Origin of the sequence: Nocardia sp. NPDC057663 (assembly GCF_042799895.1) — a bacterium.
Lineage (GTDB): Bacteria > Actinomycetota > Actinomycetes > Mycobacteriales > Mycobacteriaceae > Nocardia.
On record NZ_JBHVHX010000013.1, the window covers coordinates 148,215 to 169,091 of the forward strand.

The 20,877-nt window shown below is 68.0% G+C and carries 21 protein-coding genes; 2 read left to right on the forward strand and 19 right to left on the reverse strand.

From position 1 onward, the window contains the following. The first annotated feature begins 65 nt into the window (after nt 1-65). The gene (locus ACFVAV_RS24705) at nt 66-530 is read left to right on the forward strand and encodes a YfbM family protein (RefSeq protein ID WP_379037566.1); all 465 of its coding nucleotides are present in this window, start codon (nt 66-68) and stop codon (nt 528-530) included. Between the two features lie 60 nt (nt 531-590). Here ACFVAV_RS24705 and ACFVAV_RS24710 read toward each other — a convergent pair whose 3' ends face one another. From ACFVAV_RS24710 to ftsH, 19 genes are all read right to left on the reverse strand, one after another. Beyond that, nucleotides 591-3,155: an ATP-dependent Clp protease ATP-binding subunit gene (locus tag ACFVAV_RS24710; protein ID WP_379037568.1), complete on the reverse strand. Its 2,565-nt coding sequence runs from the start codon at nt 3,153-3,155 to the stop codon at nt 591-593. 281 nt (nt 3,156-3,436) lie between these two features. Next, the gene (locus ACFVAV_RS24715; RefSeq protein ID WP_379037569.1) at nt 3,437-4,378 is read right to left on the reverse strand and encodes an esterase/lipase family protein; all 942 of its coding nucleotides are present in this window, start codon (nt 4,376-4,378) and stop codon (nt 3,437-3,439) included. 81 nt (nt 4,379-4,459) lie between these two features. Then, nucleotides 4,460-5,062, reverse strand: a complete 603-nt coding sequence (locus tag ACFVAV_RS24720) for a DUF1772 domain-containing protein (protein ID WP_379037570.1) — start codon at nt 5,060-5,062, stop codon at nt 4,460-4,462. 123 nt (nt 5,063-5,185) lie between these two features. Further along, nucleotides 5,186-5,800, reverse strand: a complete 615-nt coding sequence (locus ACFVAV_RS24725) for an FHA domain-containing protein (RefSeq protein WP_379037571.1) — start codon at nt 5,798-5,800, stop codon at nt 5,186-5,188. A gap of 293 nt (nt 5,801-6,093) precedes the next feature. Continuing rightward, a complete protein-coding gene (locus tag ACFVAV_RS24730; RefSeq protein ID WP_379037572.1) occupies nt 6,094-6,456 on the reverse strand; it encodes an Lsr2 family protein in 363 nt (120 codons plus the stop codon). A gap of 115 nt (nt 6,457-6,571) precedes the next feature. Further along, entirely contained in the window at nt 6,572-8,038 is a 1,467-nt protein-coding gene (gene lysS, locus ACFVAV_RS24735) for a lysine--tRNA ligase (RefSeq protein ID WP_379037597.1), read from the reverse strand. A gap of 318 nt (nt 8,039-8,356) precedes the next feature. Beyond that, nucleotides 8,357-8,788 (reverse strand): rhodanese-like domain-containing protein, encoded by a 432-nt coding sequence (locus ACFVAV_RS24740; protein ID WP_379037574.1) that lies wholly within the window; start codon nt 8,786-8,788, stop codon nt 8,357-8,359. Beyond that, nucleotides 8,788-9,384: a cysteine dioxygenase gene (locus ACFVAV_RS24745; protein WP_379037575.1), complete on the reverse strand. Its 597-nt coding sequence runs from the start codon at nt 9,382-9,384 to the stop codon at nt 8,788-8,790. Before ACFVAV_RS24745 ends, ACFVAV_RS24740 begins: the two co-directional genes overlap by 1 nt. A 162-nt stretch (nt 9,385-9,546) precedes the next feature. Next, nucleotides 9,547-10,329, reverse strand: a complete 783-nt coding sequence (locus tag ACFVAV_RS24750) for a type III pantothenate kinase (RefSeq protein WP_379037576.1) — start codon at nt 10,327-10,329, stop codon at nt 9,547-9,549. A gap of 19 nt (nt 10,330-10,348) precedes the next feature. Next, nucleotides 10,349-10,768: an aspartate 1-decarboxylase gene (gene panD, locus ACFVAV_RS24755; protein WP_110041391.1), complete on the reverse strand. Its 420-nt coding sequence runs from the start codon at nt 10,766-10,768 to the stop codon at nt 10,349-10,351. Nucleotides 10,769-10,782: 14 nt separating this feature from the next. Continuing rightward, complete coding sequence (panC, locus tag ACFVAV_RS24760) at nt 10,783-11,739, reverse strand: pantoate--beta-alanine ligase (protein WP_379037577.1); 957 nt, start codon at nt 11,737-11,739, stop codon at nt 10,783-10,785. Beyond that, nucleotides 11,739-12,653, reverse strand: coding sequence for a Rossmann-like and DUF2520 domain-containing protein (locus ACFVAV_RS24765; RefSeq protein WP_379037580.1), 915 nt, complete (start codon nt 12,651-12,653; stop codon nt 11,739-11,741). The genes panC and ACFVAV_RS24765 overlap by 1 nt, the downstream gene beginning before the upstream one ends. 308 nt (nt 12,654-12,961) lie before the next feature. Next, entirely contained in the window at nt 12,962-14,041 is a 1,080-nt protein-coding gene (locus ACFVAV_RS24770; protein WP_379037581.1) for a DUF6779 domain-containing protein, read from the reverse strand. A gap of 68 nt (nt 14,042-14,109) precedes the next feature. Further along, the gene (locus tag ACFVAV_RS24775) at nt 14,110-14,583 is read right to left on the reverse strand and encodes a DUF3180 domain-containing protein (RefSeq protein WP_379037582.1); all 474 of its coding nucleotides are present in this window, start codon (nt 14,581-14,583) and stop codon (nt 14,110-14,112) included. Beyond that, nucleotides 14,577-15,116, reverse strand: a complete 540-nt coding sequence (gene folK / locus ACFVAV_RS24780) for a 2-amino-4-hydroxy-6-hydroxymethyldihydropteridine diphosphokinase (protein ID WP_379037583.1) — start codon at nt 15,114-15,116, stop codon at nt 14,577-14,579. The genes ACFVAV_RS24775 and folK overlap by 7 nt, the downstream gene beginning before the upstream one ends. Further along, nucleotides 15,116-15,535, reverse strand: coding sequence for a dihydroneopterin aldolase (gene folB / locus ACFVAV_RS24785; RefSeq protein WP_379037584.1), 420 nt, complete (start codon nt 15,533-15,535; stop codon nt 15,116-15,118). The genes folK and folB overlap by 1 nt, the downstream gene beginning before the upstream one ends. After that, nucleotides 15,532-16,401 carry a dihydropteroate synthase gene (folP, locus tag ACFVAV_RS24790; protein ID WP_379037585.1) on the reverse strand — a complete coding sequence of 290 codons (870 nt, stop codon included), beginning with the start codon at nt 16,399-16,401 and terminating at the stop codon, nt 15,532-15,534. The genes folB and folP overlap by 4 nt, the downstream gene beginning before the upstream one ends. Then, a complete protein-coding gene (gene folE / locus ACFVAV_RS24795; protein WP_379037598.1) occupies nt 16,398-17,027 on the reverse strand; it encodes a GTP cyclohydrolase I FolE in 630 nt (209 codons plus the stop codon). Before folE ends, folP begins: the two co-directional genes overlap by 4 nt. 117 nt (nt 17,028-17,144) lie before the next feature. Continuing rightward, on the reverse strand, nt 17,145-19,502 hold the full coding sequence (gene ftsH, locus ACFVAV_RS24800) for an ATP-dependent zinc metalloprotease FtsH (RefSeq protein WP_379037586.1): 2,358 nt from the start codon (nt 19,500-19,502) through the stop codon (nt 17,145-17,147). Between the two features lie 276 nt (nt 19,503-19,778). On the opposite strand from ftsH, the gene ACFVAV_RS24805 reads away from it, so the two are divergent. Beyond that, nucleotides 19,779-20,714 carry a hypothetical protein gene (locus ACFVAV_RS24805; protein WP_379037587.1) on the forward strand — a complete coding sequence of 312 codons (936 nt, stop codon included), beginning with the start codon at nt 19,779-19,781 and terminating at the stop codon, nt 20,712-20,714. Nucleotides 20,715-20,877 lie beyond the last annotated feature (163 nt).

The window sequence follows — 20,877 nt, forward strand, 5'->3', positions numbered from 1 at the left end:
GTCGACAAACCTGTGTCGGTCGTCGCTGATAGCTTCGGCCGAAACAGTGGGCGAAGGGAGTCGACGTGGGGGTGACCATGTCGTTCACCAGGGTGAGCGCCGCGGATCTGGAGCGGCTGACGGCGGAAACGGAGTGGCCCGACGATTTCCTCGCGGATCTGGAAACGCCCGACAGCGAGCCGAGTGGGTACCTGGACAAGGCGTGGGCGGGCTTGAAGTTCCTGCTGGAACAGGCGGAAACCGGGGTCGATCTGTTCTTCACCGGCCGTCCGCTCGGCAGTGAGAACCACTTCGCGTGGAGTCCGGACGACGTGTCACATACCGCGGGCATCCTGCGCGACACCCCGTTCGACAAGCTCGCCGCCCACTACGACCCGGCGCGGATGGACGAGGCCGACGTGTACCCGCGCATCTGGGTCCGCGACGGCGAGGACGGGTGCAACTATCTCGGCTACCACTACGCCGGACTGGTCCGGGTGTTCCAGTACGCCGCGCAACGCCGGTCCGGGTTCGTCCAGTATTTCGGCTGACCCGGCAGACGAAAAAGCCCGCCCCGACGTGATGTCGGGGCGGGCTTCTCGTTCAGCTGTTTACTCGCTGGAGGCGGCGGCCTCGGGCGCGGTGCCCTCGGCAGCGCCGGTCAGGACGACCTCGGGCTTGTCGCCCGCGGGCGACTTGGTCAGCTTCGCCTTGCCGGTGAAGGTGAACTTGGCGTCCTCGCCCAGGCCCTCGCCGTTCCAGCCCTCGACGTCGACCACGATGGTCTGGCCGGCGCCGATCTCGCCGAAGAGGATCTTCTCCGACAGCTGGTCCTCGATCTCGCGCTGGATCGTGCGGCGCAGCGGACGCGCACCCAGGACCGGGTCGAAACCGCGCTTGGCGAGCAGGCTCTTGGCCTGGTCGGTCAGCTCGATCGCCATGTCCTTGTTCTTCAGCTGCTTGGCGACGCGGGCGATCATCAGGTCCACCATCATCACGATCTGCTCGCTGGTGAGCTGGTGGAAGACGATCACGTCGTCGATGCGGTTGAGGAACTCGGGGCGGAAGTGCTTCTTCAGCTCGTCGTTGACCTTGAGCTTCATCCGCTCGTAGTTCGAGCCCTCGGCGTTGGACTGGGTGAAGCCCAGGCCGACGGCCTTCGAGATGTCGGAGGTGCCCAGGTTCGAGGTGAAGATCAGCACGGTGTTCTTGAAGTCGACCGTACGACCCTGACCGTCGGTGAGACGGCCGTCCTCGAGCACCTGCAGGAGGGTGTTGTAGATCTCCTGGTGCGCCTTCTCGATCTCGTCGAACAGCACCACCGAGAACGGCTTGCGGCGCACCTTCTCGGTGAGCTGGCCGCCCTCTTCGTAGCCCACGTACCCGGGAGGGGCACCGAACAGGCGTGATGCGGTGAAGCGGTCGTGGAACTCGCCCATGTCGATCTGGATGAGCGCGTCGTCGTCGCCGAACAGGAAGTTCGCCAGCGCCTTGGACAGCTCGGTCTTACCGACACCGGACGGGCCGGCGAAGATGAACGAGCCCGAGGGGCGCTTGGGGTCCTTCAGGCCGGCGCGAGTGCGGCGGATCGCCTTGGAGACGGCCTTGACGGCATCCTCCTGGCCGATGATCCGCTTGTGCAGCTCGTCCTCCATGCGGAGCAGACGGGTGGTCTCCTCTTCGGTGAGCTTGAAGACGGGGATGCCGGTCCAGTTGGCCAGCACCTCCGCGATCTGCTCGTCGTCGACCTCGGCCACGACGTCCAGGTCACCGGAACGCCACTGCTTCTCCCGCTCGGCGCGCTTGGCGACGAGCTGCTTCTCCTTGTCCCGCAGGCGCGCGGCCTTCTCGAAGTCCTGCGCGTCGATCGCGCTTTCCTTCTCGCGGCGCGCGTCGGCGATCTTGTCGTCGAACTCGCGCAGGTCCGGCGGAGCGGTCATCCGGCGGATGCGCATGCGCGCGCCCGCCTCGTCGATGAGGTCGATCGCCTTGTCCGGCAGGAACCGGTCGTTGATGTAGCGATCGGCCAGCGTCGCGGCGGCCACCAGGGCACCGTCGGTGATGGACACCCGGTGGTGCGCCTCGTAGCGGTCGCGCAGGCCCTTGAGGATGTTGATGGTGTGCTCGACGGTCGGCTCGCCGACCTGCACCGGCTGGAAGCGGCGTTCCAGGGCGGCGTCCTTCTCGATGTACTTGCGGTACTCGTCGAGGGTGGTCGCGCCGATGGTCTGCAGCTCGCCACGGGCCAGCTTCGGCTTCAGGATCGAGGCCGCGTCGATGGCGCCTTCGGCAGCACCCGCGCCGACGAGCGTGTGCAGCTCGTCGATGAACAGGATGATGTCGCCGCGGGTGTTGATCTCCTTGAGCACCTTCTTCAGGCGCTCTTCGAAGTCACCGCGGTAGCGGCTGCCCGCGACCAGGGAACCCAGGTCGAGGGTGTAGAGCTGCTTGTCCTTGAGGGTCTCGGGGACCTCGCCGTTGACGATGGCCTGCGCCAGGCCCTCGACGACGGCGGTCTTACCGACACCGGGCTCACCGATCAGGACCGGGTTGTTCTTGGTGCGGCGGCTCAGCACCTGCATCACGCGCTCGATTTCCTTCGAGCGGCCGATGACGGGGTCGAGTTTGCCCTCGAGCGCGGCCTGAGTGAGGTTGCGGCCGAACTGGTCGAGCACCAGCGAAGTGGACGGAGTGCCCGCCTCACCGCGCGAGCCGGAGCCCTCGACGGGCTCCTTGCCCTGGTACCCGGACAGCAGCTGGATGACCTGCTGACGGACGCGGTTCAGGTCGGCACCGAGCTTGACCAGAACCTGGGCGGCGACGCCCTCACCCTCGCGGATGAGTCCGAGCAGAATGTGCTCGGTACCGATGTAGTTGTGGCCGAGCTGCAGCGCTTCGCGCAGGCTCAGCTCCAGCACCTTCTTGGCGCGCGGGGTGAAGGGGATGTGACCGGACGGCGCCTGCTGGCCCTGACCGATGATCTCCTCGACCTGGCTGCGCACACCCTCCAGCGAGATGCCAAGGGACTCCAGCGACTTCGCCGCCACGCCCTCGCCCTCGTGGATCAACCCAAGCAGGATGTGCTCGGTGCCGATGTAGTTGTGGTTGAGCATCCGGGCCTCTTCTTGGGCCAGGACAACGACACGCCTCGCGCGGTCGGTGAACCTCTCGAACATCGCTCCCTCACTCTCCTGCTCCGACATTCTGGCAACAGACGCCGCAGTGTGCTCGGTACAACCTAGGGCGTCGGACCGACAACTGTCGCCGTCAGCCTGCCATGAAGCCCGGGGGTTGCGGCCCCCGCCATCCACTCTAGTTGGCAGGGGATCCCGCCGCCGCCGGTCCACCCTATTGATGACCGGCGGCAACATGGTCATTCACTCATAACGCGCACGTCGCGGCATTCGTTTCCCTCCGAGTTTTGCCTACAGCGAAATATGTCGAACCGATGACGGCACTACCCGGTGAACGGCGGCACAAACTCGCACGGAACCGGGGCCTGACGGGCCGGATCCAGGGCATTGAGGACATGACCTGCGGCGCGCGGGCTGCCCGCGATGGCCATGTGCTCGGAGTAGTCCTGGGCGCAGCCGTCCTGGACGACGATCGAGGTGGCGTTCGGTCCGGGGACCAGCCCCGAGGTGTGCGGGACGACCAGTTCGTCGATCGCGGAGACGATATTGGTGTAGGTGACCTGGGGGCTGTACACACCGTCGGCGTTGAGGGCGTCGATGAAGTCGTCGCCGGTGAGCATCTGCCCGCAGGCCTGGCACAGCGACGTGGCGACCGCGTCGAAGGCGGGGCCGGCGCCGAGGGCCCGGCTGTAGGCGGCGATGTCGCCCGCGCCCAGCGCGTTGGTGCCGAGCCACGGCGGGGCGATCCCGACCAGCTTGTCGACCTTGGCCGCGCCACCGAGGCGCTTGATGTAGTAGTTGCCGACGATATTGCCCTGGGAGTGCGCGACGAAGTCGACCCGCGCGGCGCCGGTGCGCGCGAGCACCCGGTCGACGAAGGCCGACACCTCGGCGGCGCTCTGCTGGATGGGTCGCATGCCGCCGATCGCCGAGACCGGCCACGGCAGGCCGTAGGCGCCGTAGGTGAGCGCGTAGACGCAGTAGCCCTCGTTGGCCAGCAGGGGGGCGTACACGCCCCAATTCGTCTGCGCGCCACCGCCGGTGCCGTGCAGCAGTACCACCGGATTCGGATGCTCGGCCGATGGGACACAGCCCGGATCGTCAGCGCCGGGGAGCGAGCCGCCAGGGTTGGTCAGCTCCGGCGCGATCCCGCCGAAGAAGTTGTAGTCGACCGGGTACGGCCGGGCGGCGGCGGTGCCTGCGGTCGCCCAGGTCAGCAGGGCGGCAGCGGCCAGTACCAGCAACGATCTCGAACTACGTCGCATGAAACGACTCCTCACTAGAACGTGTTCCACTCATCATGGAACACGTTCCAGTGATCGCGTGGCCCTATTGGCAGATCGCCATCAGCGCTGGAACGGCGCCGCGGCGAACCCGCCCGCCATGGGCGCCGCCACCGTCTGCGAAACCTGCTGTCCGGCAACCACGCCCGGGGCCGAGGCACTCGACTTGCCCTGCTGCACACCGGCCGCGAACAGCGCGCCGCACAGCACCAGGAACGCCGCCGTGTGCAGCACCGCCCGCAGGATGTTCCAGCGCACCCAGGCCGCCTCGTAGTCGGCGCGCACCGCGGCGGCGTCGACGATGGCCGCCGGGTCGCCCGCCGCGTCGAGTGCGTCGTTGAGCGGCACGTTCAGCGCCCCGGTGACGGCGAAGGCGATCACGTTGAGCGCCAAGGCGATTCCGAGCCAGATCAGCGTCGTGCGGTGTTCCTTGCCCAGACTCAGCACCGTCGCCAGCGCGGTGAACCCGACCGTGCCGAGGAAGCCGAGCATGAACCACGGGTTGATGATCACCACGTTGATCTTCTGCATGACATCGATCAACGTGCGATCGCCGGTCTGCGCCAGTGCGGGCATCACCGAGATCGCGTAGGCGTAGAACACGCCGGCGATCAGCCCGGTGCTGAGAACGGCCATAACCATCGCGGCCATCCGAACTGCGAACATGTGATGTCTCCTGACTCGTCTTCCGGAGCTCGATCCCTTGTGCTCCGGTGATACGACTCAGTCAACCGTGTAACGCGTGTTTCCGACATGGTTCAGACGCTCACGCACCTGCGCGAGCATCGCCTACAGGTCGTGGTCGGAGATCATCCCGCTCTGCATGGCCAGCGCGGCCAGCCGGGTGCGCTTCTGGTTCTGCGGCAGGTTCTCCACCCCGAACTTCGCGAAAAGGGCGCGCAGATGAGTCTTGATCGCGTCGATGGAGAGGAACAATTCCTCGGCGATCTGCTGATTCGAGGCGGGCGTGGCGAAGCCGGTGCCGTGCTTGTACGGGCGGCACAACGCGACCAGCACCGCTCGCTGGGTCTCGGTGAGCGAGCGCATGGTGGGAATGGAACCGGAGGCCGTGTGCGTCGCATCGTCGACGACGCCGCCGAAATCGAAGAAGTGGACCAGCGTGGTGCCGACGCGGATGCGGTCGCCGGGGCTGAGCCTGCGCCTGCCGATCAGCCGCTCACCGTTGACGAAGGTGCCGTTGCGCGAGAGGCCGTCGTCGACGATGGTCCAGTGCGCGCCGAGGTGTTCGACCGCGGCGTGTAGCCGTGAGACCTCGGCGTCCCAGCCGAGAACCAGGTCGGCCTGCACATTGCGGCCGATGGTGAAACGCTGCTGCGCGGGGTCGAGCGGCAGCTCGTGCTGTCGCCCGGTGTCATCGGTATACCGCAAAAATGAACTAGCCATCCCGGTCACTGCGCGGTCCCGCCTCTCCGTGATTCAGGCCAGACTTGTGCGCGTGGACCGAAACGTCGGCGGGCGGCAGTGAGAGCGTGACCAGTTCGCCCGTACCCGATGAGTTACCCATGTTCTCGCCGGATCAGGTCGGATGGTCGGCGTCTGCCGACATGAAAAACCTTGCGCACGAACATCAGTCTATCTCTCGAGAGATAGCCGCCGCATGCCCCGACCTGGGTGGACACCGGCAACGAGAGGCGGTCCGGGGTTACGCGTCAGCAACCCCGGACCGCCGTCGACCTTCAGGCCTTGCCGACTTCCTTGTTGTACGCCTCGGTGATGTCGGCCGAGATGCGGCCACGCGCGGAGACCTTGTGGCCCTTGCGGCGGGCCCATTCACGAATTGCGGCGCTCTGTTCCCGGTCCATGGAAACGCGGCTCTTGCCCTGCGGCGCGGGGGCGCCTGCCGCCTTCACCCGGCGACGGCCACTCACGCGACGGGCGTTGGCGACCCACTCGTCCAAGCCTTCGCGCAGGCGCGCAGCGTTAGCGTCCGACAGATCGATCTCGTACGACACCCCATCGATAGCGAACTCGATGGTTTCGTCCGCGATGGACTCACCGTCGACATCGTCGATCAGGCTAACGGTGACCTTCTTTGCCATGAGATGAACGTCCTCTCGAAATCGTCAAGCCTGCCTCCAGGCCGAATACCCGAGGCAAGAATACCTCGATTTACGAAAATTCCAACACGAGGCCTTCGCCCCGCAAATTGACTGGTCAGCGACTAGCCGGACGAACAATCGGGAACAGGATCGTTTCCCGGATTCCCAAACCGGTGAGTGCCATCAACAAGCGATCGATTCCCATACCGGTTCCGGTAGTCGGCGGCATGCCGTGTTCCATCGCGGCGAGGAAGTCTTCGTCGAGCAGCATGGCCTCGTCGTCACCCGCGGCGGCCAGCCTCGCCTGATCGACGAACCGTTCCCGCTGGATCACCGGGTCGACCAACTCCGAATAGCCTGTTGCCAACTCGAAGCCGCGAACATACAGGTCCCACTTCTCCGTGACACCGGACTTGCTGCGATGCTGACGGGTCAGCGGCGAGGTCTCCACCGGGAAGTCACGGACGAAAGTCGGCGCGTAGAGCTTGTCACCATACGCATGTTCCCATAGTTCTTCGACAAGTTTGCCGTGTCCGTAGCCCTTGCCCGCAGGAATTTCCAGACCGACTCGATCGGCCAGCGCCAGCAATTCCTCGACACTGGTTTCCGGAGTCACCTCGACACCGATGGACTCCGACAGCGACGGATACATCTCGACCGTCGTCCACTCGCCGCCGAGATCATATTCGGTGCCGTCGGCGAGCGTCACCAGGAGGGTACCGAATGCCTCCTGCGCGACTTCCTGGATCAATTCCCGGGTCATCCTCGCCGAGTCGTCGTAGGTGCCGTAAGCCTCGTAGGTTTCCAGCATCGCGAACTCGGGCGAATGGGTCGAGTCGGCGCCTTCGTTGCGGAAGTTCCGGTTGATCTCGAAGACCTTCTCCAGGCCACCGACCACGCAGCGCTTCAGGAACAGCTCCGGCGCGATACGCAGGAACAACTCCATGTCCAGCGCGTTGGAATGGGTCTTGAAGGGGCGCGCGGCGGCGCCGCCGTGGATGGTCTGCAGCATCGGGGTCTCGACCTCGAGGAAGCCGCGGCGCTCCAGCGCGGTGCGCAGCGCGCGGACCACGTTCACCCGGGTACGGGCCATTTCCCTGGCCTCGGGGCGCACGATCAGGTCGACATAGCGCTGCCGGACGCGCGACTCCTCGTTCATCTCCTTGTGCGCCACCGGCAGCGGCCGCAGCGACTTGGCCGCCATCGACCAGGAATCGGCCATGACGCTCAATTCACCGGTGCGCGAGGAAATGACCTCGCCGTGCACGTACACGAAGTCACCGAGGTCGACATCGGACTTCCAGGCGGCCAGCGCGTCGGCGCCGACGCCGTTGAGGCTGATCATCGCCTGCAGCTTGGTGCCGTCGCCCTCCTGCAGGGTGGCGAAACACAGCTTGCCGGTATTGCGGACGAAGATGACGCGGCCCGCGATGCCTGCCTGCAGACCGGTCTGGGTGTCGGGCTCCAGATCCGGGTAGGCGGCCCGGATTTCGGCCAGTGTGTGGGTGCGTGGCACCACCACCGGGTAGGCCTCACCACCCTCGGCGAGCAGCCGCTCCCGCTTGTCCCGGCGAATCCGCATCTGCTCGGGGACATCACTGTCCACGGCGGAACTGACGGCGCGGCCGGTTGCGGCGGGGTTAGGGGTGCTCACATCCGATAACAGTAGCGTGCGCTGGAAATGCTTTTGCGGCCCGCCCACAGACGACTCGACGGTAACCGGACATCGCACCGGCCATTCCTCGGCCGAATGCAATCCACGTCACATCATCGAAACAAACCCCCGCCACGGCAGTCCCCGAATCCGCACGCAGACAACCCAACTCACCCCGCACCCGCGACCGCGTCGAGCGGCGACCTGGCCGCCGGTCAGGCGTCCCAGCGACCAGCCAGGGCGCCGCTACAACGAGGCCAGCGAATTCACCTCGCGGGCAAAGTGCGGCGCCCCCACCGCAACAGTCAACAACCCCGCGGACTTCAGTGCCTGATACCCGCCGATCAGGTCGGTCGCCCGGTGCAAACCGAGCTGCTGCAACGAGGCCGCGGCCAAACTCGAGGTGTAGCCCTCCGAGCAGAAGATGATCCATTCCACGTCGTGGTCGGCGGCCAGTGCCAAACGGGCCGACGACGTCGGATCGAGGCGCCATTCCAGGACATTGCGTTCGATGACCAGCGCGCCGGGCAGTGAACCCTCATGAACACGCTGCGCGGCCGGGCGGATGTCGACCAGAATCGCGCCCCTGGCCAATGCCGAGGGCAGGTCGTAGACGTAGAGCCTGCGTAGGTCGGCGCGGGCGTTCTCGAGCATCTGATCAATCGTCAAACGACTCATCACAGGTCACCTTCGGGCTGGTCGGTGAGGACGGTTTTGGTTCGCCGCAAGGTGCCGTGGCCGGTCACCTCGTAATAGGACATCGCCGACAACGGCGGGGAATAGGCGTGCACGCTCAGGGTGGGATCGAGCGGGCCGACGGATTCGGCGGCAGCGGGGGCGCGCACCACATCGTGGACCCAGCCGATCGGGAACGAGGCCTGATCGCCCGCGGCGAGCGTGCGCCTGCGCAACTCCGAACCATTCCAGCGGAATTCCGAGAGCGCGCCGCTGAGCACGGTGAGGGCGCCGAGAGAACCGGCGTGATCGTGCAATTCGGTGGACTTTCCGGGCGTCCAGCTGATCAGCCAGACATCGACCTCGTCGTCGGCGACCAGCCGGGCCGCCCAGCGCTCTTCGGCCGGCCAGATGCCGTCGGCGGGCAGCAGGTGGTCGTAGCGGCCGGCGAGAACGTCTTCGGCGCCTTCGTCGGTGAGTCGCAGCAGGTCAGCGGGCCGCAATCGGGTCGGCAATGCCGAAGCCACCGCCCGGTCGAGCGGGGGTGTCGCCGAATAGCCGTCGCGCGCGGACGAAAGGGAAAGGACAGAAGAACGCATGAGCGAATCTCCAGGAGGTGTGAATCGGTCGAGGGGAAAACGTCAGCCTCGAACGGTCGAGGCAGGTCAGCCTCGACAACACTCCTGGGTGCTCACACGGAAGGACACGAGCGTGAGTTTAGCAGTTGACGCGCGCTACGGCGAAAATGACCTGCACCACAGTCACTTCTTGTTGCGTTCGTAGACGTGGCGCAGGCCGGTCAGCGTCAGATGCGGCTCGTGCTGATCGATGGTCTCCGATTCCGGCACGATCAGCGGCGCGCCCGCACCCGTGGCGACGACGGTGACATCGGTGCCGGAGAACGCGTCGAACTCGTCGCGAAGGCGATCGATCAGCCCGTCGACCAGGCCCGCGAAACCGAACACCGCCCCGGACTGCATGCACTCCATGCTGTTCTTGCCCAGCACCGACCGCGGGCGGGTGAGCTCCACGCGGCGCAGCGCGCTGCGTTCGACCAGCGCCTCGGTGGAGATCTCCACGCCGGGCGCGATCACGCCGCCGAGGAACTCACCCTTGGCCGAGACCAGGTCGACGCAGATCGCGGTGCCGAAATCGACCACGATCGCGGGACCGCCGAAGTGACGGAACGCGGCCAGACAGTTGACGATGCGGTCGGCGCCGACTTCCTTCGGGTTGTCCACGAGCAGCGGGATACCGGTCCGCACACCGGGTTCCACCAGCACGTGCGGCACGTGCGCCCAGTAGCGCGCGAGCATCGTGCGCAGCTCGCGCAGCACCGGCGGCACCGTCGACAGCGCCGAGACGCCGACCACCTGGTCGATCTCGTCGCCGACCAGGCCACGCACCTGCATGGCGAACTCGTCGGCGGTGAGCAGCGGATTGGTGTGGATGCGCCAGTGCCGCACCAGTTTCGCGTGCTCGCCGCTACCGGAGAACAAGCCGAGTTCGATTCCGGTGTTGCGGACGTCGATCGTCAGCAGCATCGCAGTCCCCCCGCCGCGCTCAGGCGAACGACAGGGAGCGCGGGGAGGTCAGGCCGGAACCCTCGGGCGCGTGCGCCGGATCCGAACCGAGCTCCACGGGGCGGTTGCGGTCGTCGACGAAGACCACCTTGGGGTCGTAGTCGCGCAGTTCCTGCTCGTCCATCTGGCCGTAGGCGATGAGAATGACCAGGTCACCGGGGTGCACGAGATGGGCTGCGGCGCCGTTGATCCCGATCACGCCCGAACCGCGCTCACCCGCGATCACGTAGGTCTCGAGGCGGGCGCCGTTGTCGATGTCGACGATGCAGACCTGCTCGCCCTCGAGCAGATCGGCGGCGTCGAGCAGATCCTGGTCGACGGTCACCGAACCCACATAGTGCAGGTCGGCATGGGTCACCGTGGCACGGTGGATCTTCGACTTCATCATGGTGCGCAACATCGTCGTCGCCTTTCTCAGTGCGCCTGCGAGGCAGGCAGGGAGTTCGCGTCGGGGTGCCCGTCGAGCTGGGCGCCGAGGACAATCGGGGCATTGTCGATCAGGCGGGTATCGCCGACCTTGGCCGCGACGAGGAGCCGGGCATTGCCTGCGGTGGGTGCGGGGCCCAGGTTGCTGTCACGCAGTTCGAGGTAGTCGACCTCGACGCCGTCGACCGCGTCGAGCACGTCGCGCGCCGCCTGCACGACGGCCTCGGGGCCGAGACCGGCGGCGTGCCTGCCCGCGGCCAGCGCGGCCGACAGGCCGAGCGCCGATTCCCGCTGGGCGGCGTCGAGATAGCGGTTGCGCGAGGACAGAGCCAGACCGTCGGGCTCGCGGACGGTCGGATAGGCGACGATCTTCACGTCCATGTTCAGGTCGCGGACCATCTGCCGGATCAGCGTGAGCTGCTGGTAGTCCTTCTCACCGAAGTACGCCTCGGAGGCGTGCGCGATATTGAGCAGCTTCACGACGACGGTGAGCATGCCGGCGAAATGCGTCGGCCTGCTGCCGCCCTCGAGCTCGGCGCCGAGCGGGCCGGGCAGCACGGTGGTGCGCGGGCCGTCGGGGTACATGTCGGAGACGGTCGGCGCGAACACCAGGTCGACGCCCTCGTGCCGGAGCAGTTCGAGATCGGCGTCCAGGGTGCGCGGGTAGGCGTCGAGGTCCTCGCCTGCGCCGAACTGCAGCGGGTTGACGAAGATCGAGACGACCACGACCTGGTTGGTCAGCCTGGCCTGGCGGATCAGCTGCAGATGGCCCTCGTGCAGCGCGCCCATCGTCGGCACGAAACCGACCGTGCGACCGGCGCCGCGCAGCGCCTTGGTCACCGTGTCGAGTACCTCGGGATCGTGGTGGACGGTCAGCACACCGGGCTTGTATGCGCCGGTCGCCCGCGGGCCGCCCTGGTGGTGGTGCACTTCTCTGGGTTCCATCAGTGGCCTTCCTTGGCGAGCAGGTCCAGCAGGGCCGGATTGGTCTGGGCGAGTTCGGCGGTGCGCAGCGACATCGCGCGGTAGGCCGCGGCCAGTCGCTGGTCCAGCGACTCCAGTGCGGTCAGATGCGCGGCGACCGCGTCGACGTCACCGCGGGCCACCGGGCCGGTCAGCGCGGCGCCGCCGCGGCGCAGGGCGTTGTCGAGCGCGGCCGAGACGAGCGGGGCGAGCAGACGTTCGGGCAGGCCGTTCGGCTGGTCGTCGACCACCGGCTGACCGAGCAGGCCGGGCCCCGCCATGGCGGCACGCAGCGCGGTGACCGCGTCGACGATGACGGTGACCAGGTGATTCGCGCCGTGGGCGAGGGCAGCGTGATACAGCGTGCGCTGGTCCTCGGACACCCGGACCGGTTCGCCGCCCATCTCGATCACCAGCGCCTGACCGATCGCGTACCCGACCTCGTCGGCGGCGGTGACGCCGAAGCAGGCATTGGCGAGACGGTCGATGTCCTCGTCGTGACCGGTGAAGGTCATCGCGGGGTGGATGGCCAGGCCGAGCGCGCCCTGCTCGGTCAGCGGCGCGAGCACGCCGACGCCGTTGGCGCCGGAGGTGTGCACCACGATCGTGCCGGGACGAACGACACCGGCGCTCGCCAGGCCACGGACCAGGCCGGCCAGCTCGGCATCGGGGACCGCGAGCAGCAACAGCTCACTGCGCTGGGCGATCTGCTCCACCGGCAGGATCTGCGAATCGGGCAGCCGCGTGCGCGCCCGGTGCACCGAGGCATCGGAGATCGCGGCGACACCGAACACCACGTGACCGGCTCGCTCGAGCGCGATACCGAGGGCTGAACCCACCCGTCCCGCCGAGACGATTCCCACCGTCAGTCGTGCGGGCGCAGGGTCGACACCCACGTTCGCGCCATCGGAATTGACACTTCTCGAGGTCAACATTGTCCTCTCGATTTGCGTTCCAGTCCCGCAGTGCGGGTACCGGACGTTACCGATCGAGGATATCGGGCAGTGCGCGCGAACCGCCACGGCCCCATCGCGTGATCTACGACTCTGTTCCGCCTCCCCGGGACTTCGGCCAGATTCGAGTGCGGGGCCGGGTGGCGTCGGCGGCCACCGGTACGGGGACGGGGTCGCCGTCGTTCGTACCCGGCGAGTTACCGATGTTCTTCGCCAAATCAGTGATCACCGTCACGATCCGGTCGGACCGATCAGTTGCGCGAGCCGGACTCCGACTGGAGGTTGGCCATGATGTCGGCTACCGACAGGCGGGGCGAGCCCTCCTCCTCGGCGCGGCGACGGCGGCGGGAGCTGGTGCCGACGGTCGGGCCGGTGGTGGGCTCGGCCGGAGTGGCGGTGCCGGTGGGCACGGGTTCTGGGGTGACGTCAGCGGATGACTCGGCGGTGCCGTTGCCGACGGGCTCCGGTGTGACGGTCTGGACAGGCGCGCCGCCGGTGGAGGCGGGTGCGCCGTCGGTGGCGGGGGTGACCGTCGCGCCCAGGTCGTCGATCTTCCTGGTGTTCGGGGCCGACAGGCGGGGCGGCGGGGTCTTCCCGTTGGCCGGGGCCGGCTCGGCGGGTTGCGCGGCGGCGGCTTCGGCCTGCTGGGTTTCGGCGTAGTCGTCGAGCTGGACCGCGGACGTTTCGGCGGTGACCGGGTCGTCGTAGGGGTCGGCGAAATTGGCCGAGACCGGTTGCATGAAGACCGGTTTCAGCGCGCTGGGGGGTTGCTGCCAGGGGCCGAACCAGGCGGCGTTGGCATCCACCGGGCTATCGGCGAAATCGTGATCGGCGTCGTCGAACGCGTCGAATCCGGCGGCGGGCAGCGCGTCGATCCGGACCGCGTCGGCCTGCAGGGCCAGCTGCTCCTCGGGGAGCGCGCCGTCGAACAGGACCTGCAGGTTCTGGCGCAGCAGGGTGAGTTCGGCACGCAGGGCGGCGATCTCCGAGGCATCGGCGCCGACTTCGGCGCGCACCCGTGCCTCGATGCCCATCTCGTACTCGCGCCGCGCGTTGATCTCACGCTCGAGCTGCAACTCGTACACCGTCTGCAGATCGCGAACCTTGGCCTTGTCGACCGCGGCGTCCTTGCGATATCGGGTGGCCGCGAGCGCGCCGATCACGGCCGCCCACAGGGCTGCTACCAGGCCGACTCGAACATATTGGACGTTCTCGCTGAAGATCAGGAAAACACTGGCCGTCAGACCGAGCAGGATGAGGACGCCGATGAAGAGCTTTCCCGCGTCGTCCCGCCGTCGACGGGGCGGAGTGCTACGGGAGGGTGAAACCATGTGGGCCAGGGTAGCCGGAATATGCTGGTCGGCCCACCAAACTTCGCGGTGATTCCATTCGCAAATTGCTAGGTGGTAGCGGGTTCTTCCGGCGGTTCCTCCGGCGCGCGGCAGCAGTACTCCAGCCACAAAGCCGCAGCAACCAGGGCGGAACCCGCCAGCAGGCCGACCACGGCGCCCGGCGAATCCGCCGCGGCCGCCGTCACGGTGCCGCGCTGTGGGAATACCCACAGCAGGAATCCCAGCCACACACCGGCCGCCAGCGAACCGACCTGCAGCGAGGCCTTCGCCAGGGCGACCGCGCGCGCCACATTGATCGGATGCAGTTCCTTCGGGCCGTCGCCGATCTTCTCGTCGGCGATCTTGGCCTTGATGACATAGCCGAGCGCCGCCTCGATCGCGGCGACCGGCAGCAGCGAAGCGCCCGCCGCCACCGAGATCGGCGGGAAGGTCGAATACGCGAAGCGGGTGGCGACCCAGGCGATCGCCGCGGCGACCACCACGTTCAGCGCGAGATCGAGCACCCGGGTCGGCTTCAGCACGGGCGCGCGCTCTCGTCCCGCAACACGAGGTCGGTGCGCACCACTCCGGTGCGCTCGGCCGGGTCGAGACCGGCGAGCAACTCCGCGATCGGCACCTCGGCGCCGTCGACCCGCAGTCGCGCCGACGGTTCGACGTCGAGCCACGGGACCAGGACGAAGGCCCGGTTGTGCGCCTGGGGATGGGGCAGGATCAGCGCGGGATCGCTATCGCGGGCAACGGCGGTGCCGGTGGCGTCGGTGCACGTCACCACGTCCACGTCGAGGGTGCGCGCACCCCACCGCACCTCGCGGACCCGGCCCGCCGCCTGCTCCAGCTCCTGACCGAAGCGCAGCCAGGCGTAGTCGTCGAAGGCCGGATCCTCGGCTACGACAACGGCATTGAGGTAGTCGTCCTGGTCGACACCGCCCCACGGGGCAGTCGTGTAGACCGGTGAGACCGCGAGCAGCCGCTCCCCCAGCGCGTCGACCACGCTGCGCAGATGCGCGAACCGGTCGCCCAGGTTCGAGCCGATCGACAGGACCGCGCGGGTCATCAGTGCGGCCCCGGTTCCACCGTGCGGTAGCGGGTGGCCACCACGCGGACATCGGCGAAGGTGTGCGGGATCGGCGCCGACGGCTTGTGCACGACCGCCTCGACCGCTTCGATCCGCGGGTCGGTCATCACGTCGTCGGCGATCTCGCAGACCACCGTCTCGATCAGATCGCGCGGCGGACCGGCCACGATGCGCACCGCGCGCTCGGCGAGCGCACCGTAGTCGACGGTGTCGGCCAGGTCGTCGGAGGCGGCGGCCGCGGCGAAATCGACCCACACCGTCAGGTCGACGACGAACTCCTGGCCGTCCCGGCGCTCGAAGTCGAACACGCCGTGCCTGCCGAACACGCGCAGCCCGCGCAGTTCGATCCGCGAGGTCGCGGGCCTGTCTGCGGGCGTGGGCAGCAGCGGCAAGCTCATCGGGTGACTCCTCGGGCGGCGGCGGCGTGCCGCCACGCGTCGACAACGGCGATCGCGTCCAGCGAGGCACGCACGTCGTGCACCCGGACACCCCACGCACCTTGGCTGGCGGCGATGGCGGAGACCGCCGCGGTGGCTGTCTCCCTGCCGTCCGGCGGACGCGGGCCGGACTCGTCGGCCAGCAATGCGCCGAGGAAACGTTTACGGGAGGCGCCGATCAGGATCGGCAGTCCACCAGCGACCAGTTCCGGCAGCGCGCCGAGCAGTTCCCAGTTGTGCTCGGCGTTCTTGGCGAAGCCGAGGCCGGGATCGAGAATCAGCCGTTCCGGGGCGACACCGGCGGCGACGGCCAGGTCGACCTGCGCGGCGAGTTCCGCGCGCACCTCGGCGACGACGTCGTCGTAATGGTCGGCCGGGCCGGTGTGCCGATAGTCGGCGCCCGCCCGCCAGTGCATGAGGATCCACGGCACACCGGACTCCGCGACGACCTTCACCATGTTCGGGTCGGCGCGGCCACCGGAGACATCGTTGATCACCGAGACCCCGGCCGCCAGCGCCGCCTCGGCGACCTCGGCGCGCATGGTGTCGACACTGGTCGGCACGCCGGCGTCGACCAGTCCGCGGATCACCGGTGCGACCCGGGCCGCCTCGGTGGCCGGATCCACCCGGTCCGCACCCGGCCTGGTCGACTCACCGCCCACATCGACGATGTCGGCGCCCGCCGAATAGAGCGCGATACCGTGCGCGATCGCCAGCTCGGGGTCGAGATAGCGACCACCGTCGGAGAACGAATCCCCGGTCACGTTCACCACACCCATGACCACACACGAGCGGCCATTGCGCGTGGTCACGAGGGGCTCGCTCATTTGCGCAGGATCAGGTCCAGCGCCTCGGCTCGCGAGGCGGCATTGGTCTGCAACAGGCCGCGCACCGCCGAGGTGGTGGTGCTCGCGCCGGGCTTGCGGATGCCGCGCATCGCCATGCACAGATGCTCGGCCTCGATCACCACGATCGCGCCGCGCGGTTCCAGCCTGCGCATCACCGCGTCGGCGATCTGGCTGGTCAGCCGCTCCTGCACCTGGGGGCGCTTGGCGTAGAGGTCGACGACGCGGGCCAGCTTGGACAGACCGGTCACCCGGCCGTGCGTGCCGGGGATGTACCCGACGTGCGCGACGCCGTGGAACGACACCAGGTGGTGCTCGCAGGTGGAGTACATCGGGATGTCGCGGACCAGCACGAGTTCCTGATGACCCTCGTCGAAGGTCGTCGCCAGCACCTCGTCGGGCTCTGTGTAGAGCCCGGCGAACATCTCCCGGTACGCGCGGGCCACCCGGGCGGGGGTGTCCTGCAGACCTGGACGGTCCGGGTCCTCGCCGACCGCGAGCAGCAGTTCCCTGATCGCGCGCTCGGCTCGGTCCTGGTCGAACGGGCGACCGGTCGCCAGCGCCGTCAGGTCCTTCGGGCTCGTCGAGCCGAGCTCGCCGTCGGCGATCGACCCGTTCCCTACTGGTTCAGCGACCTTCTTGTTGGCCGACAACTTCTCCGCACCTCCACATGTCGACGCCGGTGATAATCCGGCATCCGACGGTCGAGCGTAGTTGGCCCGCCGTCAGCGGCGGCCGTTCGGCCCTTCCCAGTCGTTGTTCTCCGGATCGGCGCCGGGCGCAGGCTGCTGCTGCGGCGGCGCGGTCGGCTCGCCCCACGGCTGGAACCCATCGCCCGCGTACCGCGGCTGCTCCGGCTGACCCCACGCATTGCCCTGACCCTGCGGGGCCTGCGGCTGTTGCTGCTGCTGGGGCTCATCGCGCGGCGGCCAGCCCGGCGCCGACCAACCGGCCGGGGCGCCGTAGTCGGGCCGCGAACCGTGCGTGCCCGACTGGCGCGGGAACGCCTGGGTCGGCGCGGCGGGCAGCGGGTAGCCCGTGGCGGGCGGTGCGGGCTGGCCGTACTGCGGCGGCTGCGCCGGGTAACCGTTGGCCGGCTCGAGCGGCGCACCGGCAGGCACCGGCGCGGGCTCCGCGGGCGGCCACGGCTCGCCGCGCTCGGCAGCCAGCTCGCCCGGGGTCTTCACCGGGGGCTTGTCGGACGGGAGCCGGTCACCGAAATCGTTGAACGCGGTGATCCGCGGCCGCTTCTCGACGCCTGCCAGCACCTCTTCGAGGTCCTTGCGGTGCAGGGTCTCGCGCTCGAGCAGCGCGGTCGCCAGCGCGTCGAGCTGCTCGCGGTATTCGCTCAGGATCGACCAGGCCTCGGTGTGCGCGGCCTCGATCAGGTTGCGCACCTCCTCGTCGATCTCGCGGGCCACCTCGTGCGAGTAGTCCGAGCCCTGGCCCATCGAGCGGCCGAGGAACGGGTCGCCCTGCTCCTGGCCGTAGCGGACCGCGCCGAGGCGCGCGCTCATGCCGTACTCGGTGACCATGCCGCGCGCGATCTTGGTCGCCTGGTCGATATCGGAGGACGCGCCGGTCGTCGGCTCGTGGAACACCAGTTCCTCGGCCGCGCGGCCACCCATCGCGAACACCAGCCGGGCGATCATCTCCGAGCGGGTCATCAGGCCCTTGTCGTCCTCGGGCACCGTCATGGCGTGGCCGCCGGTGCGGCCGCGGGCCAGGATGGTGACCTTGTAGACCGGCTCGATATCGGGCATCGCCCAGGCCGCCAGGGTGTGGCCACCCTCGTGGTAGGCGGTGATCTTCTTCTCGTGCTCGCTGATGATGCGGCTCTTGCGGCGCGGGCCACCGATGACGCGGTCGACCGACTCCTCCAGCGATTCGCCGGTGATGAGCGAGCCGTGCTCACGCGCGGTGAGCAGCGCGGCCTCGTTGATGACGTTGGCCAGATCGGCGCCGGACATGCCGACGGTGCGCTTGGCCAGACCCTCGAGGTCGGCGTCGGGCGAGATCGGCTTGCCCTGCGAGTGCACCCGCAGGATCGCGCGGCGACCAGCCAGGTCGGGATTGCCGACCGGGATCTGCCGGTCGAAACGGCCGGGGCGGAGCAGCGCGGGGTCGAGGATGTCGGGGCGGTTGGTCGCCGCGATCAGGATGATGCCGGTGCGGTCACCGAAACCGTCCATCTCGACGAGCAGCTGGTTCAGGGTCTGCTCACGCTCGTCGTGACCGCCGCCGAGGCCTGCGCCGCGCTGGCGGCCGACCGCGTCGATCTCGTCGACGAAGATGATGCAGGGACTGTTCTGCTTCGCCTGCTCGAACAGGTCGCGAACACGCGAGGCACCGACACCGACGAACATCTCGACGAAGTCCGAACCGGAGATGGTGAAGAACGGGACGCCCGCCTCACCGGCGACGGCGCGCGCGAGCAGCGTCTTACCGGTACCGGGGGGACCGTAGAGCAGCACGCCCTTCGGGATCTTCGCGCCCAGTGCCTGGTAGCGCGCCGGATTCTGCAGGAAATCCTTGATCTCGTACAGCTCTTCGACGGCCTCGTCGGCACCGGCCACGTCGGCGAAGGTGGTCTTGGGCATGTCTTTGGACAGCTGTTTGGCCTTGGACTTGCCGAAGCCCATCATGCCGCCGCGACCACCGCCCTGCATGCGCGACATCACGAAGATGAACAGGCCGACCAGCAGCACCATCGGCACGATGAACAGCAGCAGCTGGGAAAGCCAGCTCTCCTGCTTGACCACCGTGTCGTACTTCGCGCCAGAGTTCTGCACCGCGTCGAAGATCTGCGCCGAGGTCTCACCGCCGCCCGGGTATTTGGCAACGATCTTGCTGTTGTTGTTCGTCGCCTCGTTGCCGTTGTTCAGTTCGATGCGGAGCTGCTGCTCCTTGTCATCGATCTGGACGTTCTTGACATTGGCTTTGTCCTCCAGCTGGCTGAGCGCCACGGAAGTGTCGACACTCTCCCAGCCGCGCGTGTCATCGCTGAGAAAGCTGAACAGCCAGATCATGAGCATGATGCCCGAGATGATCGCCAAAGTGCGAAACACTGTCTTGCGGTTCATAGAGCGTCGGCCGGACGGCCCAGTCCTTTCCGGTTATTTCTCCGGGTGTGCCTAGCGAAGCGTCGAGATCGGCGGGTTTCGGATGCGGACATGCCACGTTACCGCGTACGGTCTAGTTCGATACATCGCGCAGTTCGGCTGCTGGTGCAGTTGCACTGGTCAACGTTCAGAGCTGGGGAACGGTTCCCGAAAGCTCCGAACGCGTTGTTGCAAGTGGCCACAATCATGTCATGCCCGGCTTATCGTGGGCGACGACACAACTACAGCGCAGGGGGTATGGACATCGTCGAGCTACGAACACCCACAGCGATTCTGCGCCACGGCAGTGGACGGCTCACCGTTCTGCGGCCGGGTACCGACGGCGAACGCGTTCTCGATGTACCCATCGCCGACCTGCTCAAGGTGCGCCTGAACCGGCGCGCCGACGACGCGGTGGTGATCGAGATCTTCCTGCGTTATCCGACCCCGGTGCTCACCGGCGTTCCCGCGGACCGCACCCCGCTGCCGGTCCTCATCGCCGAACACGACGTGCCTGCCGCCCTCGGCATCGTCGACCGGATCAACGATCAGATCATGGCCACCCAGCGCATCGATATCGCCGCGCCGGATCTCACCCCGCCCGCGCCCGAATGGGAAAAGTCGGGACCGGTCAGAGGTGATGTCGAGCGCGCGGTCCGCCGGATGGCGCCGCGCAAGGAGTCCCGCTCGGCCGTCAACGCGCTGCACCGCTACGTCACCCCCGACGAATACGTCCTGGAGACCGCGATCGCCGTGGCCACGCCGCCCGCAGGCACCGGCACCGGTCTGCTCGCGGCCACCACCACCCGGCTGCTGTTCATCTCCATAGGCAATGGCGAACGCTACGCCCACGAATTGGCCGTGGCCGCGATCCTCGGTGCCCGCACCGTCGACGGCGCGCGCACAGCGCCCGGTGAGATCGACACCAGGCACGGCGGCTCCGGTATGGACGTCAGCGACGGCAACCGGACCCTGCACTTCGCGGGCGCCGACCGCGCCGACACCGAGCGGGTGACCTGCGCGGTCAACTTCGCCGTGCGCAGACAGGCCGCCGACGGCGCGGCCGGGCCCGCCGATCCCGGCGTCTCCCAGCTCTACGCCGAATGGGAATTACTGGTCGAGCGGCACTCGCTCGGGATGGTCGACGACACCCAGTTCCAGCGCTACGGCCGCGGGATTCTCCGCAGTCTGTAATAGCGAGCCCGGGACCCGGAGACCGCAACCCCAAGCGCGTCAACGTCCCGACAAACCCAGCCCCGCACGACCCGACCTCGTGGAGGGTCCGCCGCGCAGCGGCGGTTCGCGGCCGTCCCGCCGGTCAGGCGCCGTTGCGTAGGCGACGAAGGAGCAAGCAACG